Source organism: Bacteroides fluxus YIT 12057 (assembly GCF_000195635.1).
Classification (GTDB): domain Bacteria; phylum Bacteroidota; class Bacteroidia; order Bacteroidales; family Bacteroidaceae; genus Bacteroides; species Bacteroides fluxus.
On sequence record NZ_GL882611.1, the window covers coordinates 121,410 to 131,646 of the forward strand.

Below are 10,237 nucleotides of genomic sequence, written 5' to 3' on the forward strand. Positions count from 1 at the left end.
TCCTGGAAAGTTCTCAACAGGTACTTTCACGTAAGGGTATTGGGTATTTTTCAAACAATAATTCCGCCAACGGGTTACCTTGTCATTTTTATATTATCTTTGCGCCTTGATAAATCATGTATGTATATGAAGGCGATTCAATCTGTTTTTTGTCTGTTTGCGGCACTCATGCTGACGACCTTGAATAGTCTGGCTGCAGAGGAGGATTTCAAGACATTCCTTCAGAAATTTACTTCCAGTGCTTCTTTCCAGTATTCCCGTGTCAAGTTTCCGTTGAAATCTCCCATAACTTTATTGAAGGATGATGGCGAGACGGAGCAGACTTTCCCTTTTACCCGCGAGAAGTGGGCGTTGCTGGACGAGGAAACCTTGAAAGAAGGTAATATCACGGAAGAAGAGGGAGGTGTCTATATATCACGTTTTACCGTCGACGAAGCGGCGCATAAAGAGTTTGAGGCAGGTTATGACGAGTCCGAGCCTTCGCTGCGCGTTGTCTTTGAATTGATAGGCGGCAAGTGGTATGTCACCGATTGTTATAACGACTGGTACAACTTCGATTTGCCTGTCGGTGAACTGAAAGAAACGATTCAGACGGTGCAGGAGGAGAACAAGGCTTTTGAAGAACAGCATCCTTAATCACTATTTTATCCTTCTTCTGTACGATTTATGCCCCTCTTTTTCCCGAAAGAGGGCTTCCTTTGTAGCATGCTAATTTTTTTGAAATCGCTAATACCTTGGATTATGCAGCTACAATTTCTATTGATAGGATTTCTTTCACTGTTCTTTCCCCGTCCGGAGGCGGCATCCTGCAAACTTTCAGACTGGCTGCCGGAGGATTCTTCGGGCAAAGTGCAAATCACCTGCGTGGAGGACACGATGGATATCGTTTCTCCCGACGGACTATCCCTTTGGTATAAAGAACGCCTTACCGGCGACTACGAAATCACTTACCGCGTGAAGGTGGTGATGGCAGGGGGCAAGTTTGACCGCCTAAGTGACTTGAACTGCTTCTGGGGAGCCGATGACCCCCAATATCCCGATGACTTCTTCGCCCGCAGCAAGTGGCGCAACGGTGAGTTCAAGAACTATAATACCTTGAGCCTGTATTACGTGGGTTATGGCGGCAACGAGAACATGACCTCCCGTTTCCGTGAATACCACGGAGAATATTACGGGGTGGATGATGCGAAGGTCAAACCTGTCTTGAAAGAATACTCGGATGCTCCGCATCTTCTGAAACCCAATCATTGGTATGAGATAAGGATACGTGTGGAGAATGGCATGACTACTTACAGCATGGACGGTGAAGAACTTTTCCGTCTTCCGGTGGACAAGAATAAAGGAGACGGTTATTTTGCTCTCCGCCTGTGGCAGAACCATGTACGCTTTACCGGTTTTCAAGTGAACAATATCGAATAACCTTAAATAAACAGACATGATGCAATTCAGTAAATGGAAAATAGGGGTGGGGGCACTCCTTTGGATGCTGTTGCCGGCCGACGGTGGAGCCCAAATCGTGAAGAATGAGCGTGTACTCTCCTTCGAGGAGCAACAGGTGCCCGCATTTATTACGGCAACCGGTTCGCAATTGGCTGTCAGCGATGAACATTATAGGGACGGCGGGCATAGTTTGAGCTGGACCTTCAGTCCCGAATCTGTTCTCTCCATCCAGAAAGACTTGAAGTTCGAGAAGAAAGACCCTACGGGGAAAGATACCTATCTTTCCGCTTTCATTGTATGGGTGTATAATGAACAGGCACAGGACAAGACGATAGAATTTGAATTCTTGAAAGACGGGAAGAAGTGTTCCTCTTTCCCGTTCGGCATCAACTTTACCGGTTGGCGCGGGGCATGGGTGTGCTACGAACGTGACATGCAGGGCACTCCCGAAGAGGGCATGGATGAAATCCGCATCATTGCTCCTGACGTGAAAGGCAAGCTCTTCATAGACCATTTGATTACTGCCAGCAAGGTTGATGCCCGGCAGCAGACTGCCGATTTGCAGGTACCTTTTGTCAACAAAGGCACTACCAACCATTGGCTGGTAATCTACGAGCATTCCTTGTGGAAGCCGGACATGGCGCTGACCCCCATTACGGAAGCGCAGAAGCAGGATATACGGCTTCTGGAAAAGCGTTTCCGTGACATGCTTTACACTCCGGGCACACTGACGGATAAGGAGATGGAGTCCATCCGCAAGAAGTATGACTTCTACCGGATTGCTTATAAGAATGGAAAAGTAACCGGCCTTCCCGTTTATTTTGTCCGCCAGTCGGAGGCTTACGAGCGTATGATACCCGATTGGGACAAGGATATGTTCACCAAGCAGGGAATAGAAATCAGCAGCTATTTCGATTTGATGAAACGCATTTCCATTGCCTACAACAATAGCCGGGAAGCGGCAGTCAAGGACGAACTGAAGCAGAAATTCCTTGCCATGTATGACAACATCACAGACCAGGGGGTTGCGTACGGCAGTTGTTGGGGAAATATCCATCACTACGGATATAGTATGCGCGGGCTTTTTGTGGCCTATTTCCTGATGAAAGACGTATTGCGCGACGCGGGCAAGCTGGAAGAAGCCGAACGTACGCTGAATTGGTATGCCATTACCAATGAGGTATATCCCAAGCCTGCCGTTAACGGCATCGACATCGATACTTTCAATACAAAACTGCAAGGCCGCATCGCCAGTATTCTGATTATGGAAGATACTCCGGAGAAACTGCGATATCTGCGTTCCTTCTCCCGTTGGCTGGATTACGGTTGTCGTCCCGCACCGGGACTGGCAGGTTCCTTCAAGCCGGACGGTGCTTGTTTTCACCACTGTAATAATTATCCGGCTTACGCTGTAGGTGGCCTGGACGGAGCGACCAACATGATTTATCTGTTGAGCGGTACCGAATTCAAGCTGTCCGAACTGGCACACGAAACCGTGAAGAATGTGCTTCTTGCCATGCGTTTCTATTGCAACTTGCAGCAATGGCCGCTTTCCATGTCGGGACGCCATCCCAACGGTGGGGGCAAGCTGATTCCTGTCCAATATGCTACTATGGCCCTTGCCGGTACGCCGGACGGCAAGCAGAAGTACGATCCGGAGATGGCAGCCGCCTACTTGCGCCTCGTTGCCTACACAGATATACAGAATTCCGATGCTCCGGACTATCTTCCCAAGGCTTCTGCCAGGAAGGAGCTGGAAATGAAGAAACTGCTCGAGGCTCAGGGGTTCCGTCCCGAATCCGACCCGCAAGGCAATATTGCCTTGGGATACGGCTGTGTATCCGTACAGCGCCGTAACAATTGGGCGGCAGTAGTCCGCGGACATTCCCGTTACCTCTGGGCTGCCGAACATTACTTGCCGGCCAATTTCTATGGCCGTTACCTGGCGCACGGGAGCATGGAGATTCTGACGGGAAAGCCCGGTGAAATGGTAACCTTAGCTACCAGTGGCTGGCAGGAGGCCGGTTTCGACTGGAACCGCATTCCGGGCACTACCGGCATTCACCTGCCTTTCGACCAACTGCGTGCCCGGGTACTCAATGTCGATAAGTTCTCCGGCATGGAGGAGATGCTTTATTCTGACGAAGCCTTTGCCGGTGGTCTGTCCCAGGCGCGTCTGAATGGCAATTTCGGCATGAAGCTGCATGAACATGACAAATACAACGGTTCTCACCGTGCCCGCAAGTCTTTCCATTTCTTTGACGGTACGATTGTCTGCCTCGGTACGGATATTGAGAACGCGAATGCGGAATATCCTACGGAGACTACCGTATTCCAGCTTGCTGCCGCTACCCCCGAGACTCAAAAATACTGGGATGCCTGCCAAGGCGGCGGACAGACTTACATCGACCCCAACGGCGTGGGGTATTACATAGCCGGAACTTCGTTGAAATCGGCTGTTTTTGAGAAGAACTTCCCGCAGGTAACCGTAGGCGAGCGCAGCACTCAGCCCACTTCCGGCAACTGGGTGTCACTGACCTTGCAGCACGGCAAGGCTCCGAAAGGTGCTTCATACGAGTATGCCATACTGCCTCATACCGATGCCGCTTCCTTGAAAGCTTTTGCCAAGAAACCGGCCTACAGGATTCTTCAGCAGGACCGTAATGCCCACATCGTCCGTTCACTGGCCGGAAACCTTACTTCCTACGTCCTGTTCGAGACTCCGCAGGCCCTTCCCGAGGAAGGATGGTTGCAGAAGGCTGATACTTCTTGTCTGGTCATGATACGCGATGACAAGGATAGACTGCTGTTGACCGTTTCACAACCCGATCTCGCCTTGTATCGCGGTCCGAGTGACGAGGCTTTCGACAAGGACGGCAAACGCATGGAGCGCAGTATCTATTCCCGTCCGTGGACTGACAATGAAAGTCAGGAGATACCGGTGACAGTTGTTCTGAAGGGCTTGTGGAAAGTTGCCGAGACACCGTACTGCAAGCTTGTGTCCGCTGACAAGAAGCAGACTGTCCTGCGTTTTACCTGCAAGGATGCCGCAAGTTTTGACGTAGAGTTGAAGAGGTAAGTTCAGGTTCTTGCAATATTGTGCCATCCCCGTGGCAATGTTGTGCCATGCCTTTGGCACAACATTGCCACGGGGATGGCACATTTACGTAATAGCGGAAATTCACAGTGCGGCAAGGAGATTGCTGACTGCTGCCTGGTAATTGGATAATTTGGTTGTCTTGTGGATAGTCTTTTTGGATTTCCGGTCACCGTCCGGCAGGAGGTATTCCCAGAAGCTTTTCATTTTCATCAGTAATTGCAGTTCGCCCCCTTGCAGTTGTTCCCGGTAACTTTCATATACTTCTGTGTGCAGCCGGCTTACTTTTCTTGCCATTTCATCGGCAGAAAGAGGTTCTCCTTGGCGGTATTCCAAGGCTAAGGCAGGATTGGCGAGCAGGCCGCGGCCTATGACAAGACCTGCCAGTCTGGGGAAGCGGGTGGTGACGGAGCGGATATCTTCCACGGTAAGCAAGTCGCCGTTGTAGAACAAGGGTTTGTTGCATCCCTCGTAAAAAGCCTTGAAGCCCTCCGGGTCTGTTTCTCCTTTGTATTGTTGCTTGCCCAGACGAGGATGCAGGATGATGTGCGACAATGGCAGTTCGTTGAACAGCGGCAACAGTGCAAGAGATTCTTCCGGACGTTCCCATCCTAATCTTAGTTTTACGGAAAAGCGGATATCGGGATGTTTTCCGGTGATTGTGCTTAGTAATGTCCTTACCTCTTCCGGATAAGGGAGCATGCCCGCTCCATTGTGCCGTTTGGCCAATACCGGAAAAGGGCAGCCCAGATTAATGTCCACTTCCCGGTATCCTTTTTCGATGAAAAGGGAGATTATCCGCTCTGCCTTGTCCACTTCCGGGGCAATGAGTTGGGGAATGAGGTGCAGGCCGGGATTGGCTCCGGGCTCTGCGTCACGCACGTCGCGGCGGCGTATCTCACCATGCTCTATGCGTACGAAAGGAGAGTAATAAGTCTCTATGCCGCCGAATATGCGGGCATGCGCCCGCCTGTAGACGGCATCGGTGTAGCCTTGCAGCGGGGCGAAATGGATGGGTAACAAGTGGTCGTTCATGGCTGTCTGTTTTCTTTTTCTGCAAAGATACGTTTTTTTTATTTCTTGTTCCGTATGGGGATTACCATATTCCAGGAATGGGATGCATTTTCAAATCCTCCGGGACCGTCCATGGTGGCAAAGAAGATGTAGGCAGGTTTTCCGTCTTCGAAGAAGATGAAAGGACGTTCCAGCTGTCCCTGTTTCTCTATATTCCCATCTTCCCATTCTACGGTGAGTGAGTAGGCTTTTGCATCCTTGTCCACGGTCCATCGCATGCCGTCTTTGGAGTGTGCCATGACTCCGCCTCCACGTTCTCCGGTGAACTTGGCTACGTGATCCTTGAAGATGGCATGGTAACCGTCTGCATCTTTCCACAGGAATGGGTCTTCCGCCTCACCCTGGCCGTCCACTTCAAAGATGGGACGATCATTGTTCAATACGGTATATGGCCCTTCTATTCCGGGAGCGTAGGCCATTCCGAGGCTCATAGCCGAGTGCCGGTGCCCGTTTGTGTAGCGGCGTCCCTTGAATATCATCATCACTGAACCGTCTTCTGCATCCGGGCATCCAGTTCCATCCGCAGGCGTCGATTGAGATAAACACTCTACCTGCCGAACGTACGGCTTTGTATAAAGAACTTCCTGTACCTAAGAAAACAGAGTCTTTCGGAGAATCGGAAATAGGAGAGGTGGATCTCAAGGAAGTGGAACGCCTAGCTAAAGAAGAACAGGAACGCATGAAGGAAATGAAGCAGGTGGAACAGCAACAGTGGCATTTTGAGAGTACGGAGAAGAAGTAAGACAAACATCGTTTCCCTACCGGAGATAAGGGTCTTGTCACCGGTGGGGAAGCAATGGGGGGTATTTTCAGCTTGCCTCTCTTTGCAGAATGCACAATGACTTTCTACATCTCACCGTTTGGGTAATCGGCACTGAGTTTCATGTTACATTAGATATAAAATTAAGATAAAGCACAATTTGCGTTTATCAAGTAAGTATAGGCACAAAAATCATTCAAGAAAGAGGCATTTTTATGCATTTAAAAGAAGAGGGAGAGACCTTGCGATCCCTCCCTCTCACACATTGATTAAGGTCTGTTTGATTTATTGATAATAAGGTTAGAAGTTTTGTGCAGTTATTTTTTTAGTAACCGGCATTATTAGTCCAACCTGTTAAATTGATTTCGTTATAGGGAACAGGGAAATAATAATGGTTATTGGCTTTGAAAGTAGAGCCGTTCCATTCTGTCGGTTTTACGTCAGCTACTTTCTCCAAACGGACTAAATCGAACCAACGCTTCATTTCTGCGAAGAATTCCCAACCGCGTTCGTTGAAGACAGCCTCTTCAAAGGCTGTAGGATCTGTAGTTGCTGTCAGGGTCTTGTCACCGGCACGTTGCTGCACTTCCTGGAGACATTTCAGTGCCAGGGCGTTTACATTTCCGGTAGCACGTGTAGAGGCTTCGGCATACATCAATAAGACATCGGCGTAACGGTAAATACAGGTGATACCGTTGGATTGTGCGCTGTTACCGGGAACCCCTTGGTCATAGTTGTAATATTTGGAAATAGCCGGAAGCCCATCCTTGCTGTCTTTATAGTTCACCACTTTATTTTGGGCGACAGGCCACTCAACCATGAAATTCCATGCCTTACGTTCATCATCAGGATAGTTTAAATAGAACTTTTCACTGGCGTAATAGTCAGACCAACCAGCTTTGGGATAAAAATCAGCTGGATAGTAGGATTTGCCATAATTGCTGGCTGTATTGAACTTTACAGAATGATGAATGGCAAACATGTGTTCATTGGCCTCGGTCTTTTTGTCCTCTTTCCATAAATCTTCATATTTCTTGGTTAATTCGAGACCGGACTTGGTGATAATCTCATTCAGTTCTGTTTCAGCTTTACCATAATATTCCTGCCCTTTCTTTAACGGCCATCCTGCCATGGTCATGTAGGCATCAGCCAATGCTGCTTTGGCAGCCCATTTAGAGGGAGTAGAACTGTCGTTGCTGCGGCTTTTTTCCGGCAACCATTGTGCGGCAGTGTTCAAACTGGGTATAATGGCTTTGTCATATATCTCTGCAACTGACGTACGGGGCATTGTTACAGCCGGATCGTTTTTAGTCAACACCAAGGGTACGTCGCCAAAAAGACGAACCAGATAGAAATAAGAAAGGCCGCGCAGGAAGTAAGCTTCACCTACAATCTGTTGTAATGCAACTTTGTTATCTTCAGTAATGGGGGTACCTTCAATAATCTTGTTACTGTTGTTGATTACCTTATAGAATATACTCCAAGAGGTCTGGAAGTCATCGTTATTGCCATAAAGGCTGGGGGTGAGACTTTCCAATGTTCCCAGTGGGTTATTGGCTTTGGTCGGAGAGTAAGTAACATCATCCGCTGATACATTTAAACGTTGCAGACGGGTGTTGAATCCATAATTATCGTGTTTCCCTGCAGCGTTGGTACCTCTCAATTGGTTATAGAGACCGCTGACTCCTTTTGCTACGGATTCAACATCTTTGGGATATTCAATATATTCTTCTTCCGTAATGAAGGATTTAGGTTCTTGATCCAAATCTACACAAGAAGTAACTGTAGCCGCCAGCATACTGCTTGCCATGAATGTATATATTAATTTTTTCATATTATATTGTCTTTAATGTTATGCTGTTAGAAGGAGAAATTCAAACCAATCAAATAGTTACGGCTGTTAGGATATGCACCCCAATCAACCCCCTGTGTCAGCGGAGTACCCATAGCTGCTTCAGGATCCAAGCCAGAATATTTGGTGATATGGAACGGGTTTTGTACAGAAGCATATACACGTAGGTTGTTAATGCCTAAAGACTTGCAGGCAACGTCGGGTAAGGTATATCCTAATGTGATGCTCTTCATCTTGATAAAGCTGCCGTTTTCTACGAATCGTGAACTGAATGCTTTCAAATCTCCTTTTCCATAAACGAATCCCGGAATATTAGAGCTGGTGTTTTCTTTGGTCCAACGGTTCAGTAATTCGGGCTTAGGAGTAACGGCAGCCACATTCTGGCCTTGTACCGTTCCGTAACCAATCTGATCGGTAGCGTTATAGATGTCAAATCCGTGGAAACCTACGATAAAGAATGAAAGATCGAAATTCTTGTAGTTGAAGCTGTTGCTCCATCCCCAGTTGAAGGTCGGTTGACCGCAACCGATAATGTTCATGTCATCATCATTGTATTTTCCGTCACCATTCACATCTGCGTATTTGGCATTACCGGCTTGGATGTTGTAAGTCTGGGCAACAGTTTTTCCTGTTTTGTTGCCGTTTGCATCTACAAACGGTGCATTGACTTCGTCTTCTTGCCATACGCCAAGGTATTTATATCCCCAGAATGTTCCAAGCTTTTCGCCTTCAATCATTTGGAATAACTGATTTTCAAAGCTTCCGGCTTGTTGTTGGCGATGATTGTATGTCGGTATCTTGTTGAAAGTTCCTTTGTTGCTGGATAATGTCAAATCACTGTGCCAGCTGAATTCTTCCGTTGAAATCGGGTCACCGCTGATGGTAAGTTCCACACCGGTATTTTTGATTTCACCTGCATTTTTCAGTAAGGCGGTATATCCCATGTGCGAAGGTTGTGCTACTTCTAATAGAATATCTTTGGAAATCTTGTTGTACCAATCTGCGCTGATACGTAAACGACCGTTAAAGAATCCAAAATCAAGGCCGGCATTGATTTGGTCATTGCGTTCCCACTTCAAGTATGGAGCTGCAGGACGGCCTACCGCATAAGAAGTGGTACCATCGGCATTGGCTGTCGGAACCATTTGTGAATAAATGCGATAAGCGGCTACCGACTGGTTACCTACAGAACCGTAACCGACACGGACTTTCAGTTGGTCCATCCAATCAACATCTTTCATGAAGTTTTCTTGCTTAACATCCCATGCTAAAGCTGCTGAAGGGAAGTAATCCCATTTTTTCTCCAAACGGGAAGAACCATCGGCACGGATTGAAGCTGTTACCATATAGCGATTCATTAATACATAATTGACACGGAGCATTCCGGACATTAATGTATTGATGGTATGGTCAGACGCTACACTTGACATAATTCCTTCAGACCAACCTAAGGCATCCCAACCCAAACGGTCAGGGAATGCTAAATTCATGGCTGTACTGGTATGATTATAATCATCTCCATAAGATTGTTCGAATACGGCAGTTGCGTTAATACGGTGATTTTCATTGAATTCTTTGACATAGCTTAGGGTATTGGTATTCAACCAAGAAGTATTCCAATAACTACGTGCCTGTGCCTGAGTCTTTTTACCGTTTTTGAATGCATAATAACTTTTTTCATTGTCAACAGAACGGTTCAGTCTGTTCTCAAAAGTTACGCCCAGTTGAGAACGGAAAGTCAATCCGTCCATAATGTCAAACTGTACATAGCCCTGCATGCGTTGATTCAAAGTCTTGTTTTCTGTTTTGCTTTCCCAAATCATACCCATCGGGTTATAAGTTGTGCTGCCATCGATGAATTTGTTGTTATATTCTCCATTTTCATCTTTGGGGGCAATAGTAGTAGGAAAATACATAGCTTGCTGGATCAAGCCGTCATATTGTGTGATACGAGGACTTGATGATTGGTTGTAGTAGCCGTACCCGTTGGCGGAATTAATTTAAGTTGATAAAT

6 protein-coding genes and 2 pseudogenes are annotated in these 10,237 nt (G+C 47.3%); 4 read left to right on the forward strand and 4 right to left on the reverse strand.

Going from position 1 to position 10,237, the window contains the following annotated elements; genetic code table 11:
- Nucleotides 1-126: 126 nt before the first annotated feature.
- The 3 genes from HMPREF9446_RS02685 to HMPREF9446_RS02695 all read left to right on the forward strand — a co-directional run bounded on the left by HMPREF9446_RS02685 (nucleotide 127) and on the right by HMPREF9446_RS02695 (nucleotide 4,519).
- On the forward strand, nucleotides 127-636 hold the full coding sequence (locus tag HMPREF9446_RS02685) for a hypothetical protein (protein WP_039968335.1): 510 nt from the start codon (nucleotides 127-129) through the stop codon (nucleotides 634-636).
- 105 nt (nucleotides 637-741) lie between these two features.
- Complete coding sequence (locus HMPREF9446_RS02690) at nucleotides 742-1,419, forward strand: DUF6250 domain-containing protein (RefSeq protein ID WP_039968321.1); 678 nt, start codon at nucleotides 742-744, stop codon at nucleotides 1,417-1,419.
- A 16-nt stretch (nucleotides 1,420-1,435) separates the two neighbouring features.
- Entirely contained in the window at nucleotides 1,436-4,519 is a 3,084-nt protein-coding gene (locus HMPREF9446_RS02695; RefSeq protein ID WP_009123861.1) for a chondroitinase family polysaccharide lyase, read from the forward strand.
- Nucleotides 4,520-4,621: 102 nt separating this feature from the next.
- Here the strand turns inward: HMPREF9446_RS02695 and HMPREF9446_RS02700 are convergent, their stop codons facing one another.
- On the reverse strand, nucleotides 4,622-5,572 hold the full coding sequence (locus HMPREF9446_RS02700) for a tRNA-dihydrouridine synthase family protein (protein ID WP_009123862.1): 951 nt from the start codon (nucleotides 5,570-5,572) through the stop codon (nucleotides 4,622-4,624).
- 38 nt (nucleotides 5,573-5,610) lie between these two features.
- A pseudogene (locus tag HMPREF9446_RS02705) lies at nucleotides 5,611-6,108 on the reverse strand (glycoside hydrolase family protein); the annotation flags it as partial.
- 71 nt (nucleotides 6,109-6,179) lie between these two features.
- Between HMPREF9446_RS02705 and HMPREF9446_RS18075 the strand changes: the two are divergent.
- Entirely contained in the window at nucleotides 6,180-6,353 is a 174-nt protein-coding gene (locus tag HMPREF9446_RS18075; protein ID WP_009123864.1) for a hypothetical protein, read from the forward strand.
- Between the two features lie 343 nt (nucleotides 6,354-6,696).
- Here HMPREF9446_RS18075 and HMPREF9446_RS02710 read toward each other — a convergent pair whose 3' ends face one another.
- Nucleotides 6,697-8,205 (reverse strand): RagB/SusD family nutrient uptake outer membrane protein, encoded by a 1,509-nt coding sequence (locus tag HMPREF9446_RS02710; protein ID WP_009123865.1) that lies wholly within the window; start codon nucleotides 8,203-8,205, stop codon nucleotides 6,697-6,699.
- Between the two features lie 26 nt (nucleotides 8,206-8,231).
- Nucleotides 8,232-10,211, reverse strand: a pseudogene (locus HMPREF9446_RS02715) (SusC/RagA family TonB-linked outer membrane protein); the annotation flags it as partial.
- Between the last annotated feature and the right edge of the window lie 26 nt (nucleotides 10,212-10,237).

Excerpts from the sequence above, each read along its gene's own strand:
- HMPREF9446_RS02685 (WP_039968335.1), top strand. The coding sequence starts at position 127 with ATGAAGGCGATTCAATCTGTTTTTTGTCTGTTTGCGGCACTCATGCTG.
- HMPREF9446_RS02690 (WP_039968321.1), top strand. The coding sequence starts at position 742 with ATGCAGCTACAATTTCTATTGATAGGATTTCTTTCACTGTTCTTTCCC.
- HMPREF9446_RS02695 (WP_009123861.1), top strand. The coding sequence starts at position 1,436 with ATGATGCAATTCAGTAAATGGAAAATAGGGGTGGGGGCACTCCTTTGG.
- HMPREF9446_RS02700 (WP_009123862.1), bottom strand. The coding sequence starts at position 5,572 with ATGAACGACCACTTGTTACCCATCCATTTCGCCCCGCTGCAAGGCTAC.
- HMPREF9446_RS02710 (WP_009123865.1), bottom strand. The coding sequence starts at position 8,205 with ATGAAAAAATTAATATATACATTCATGGCAAGCAGTATGCTGGCGGCT.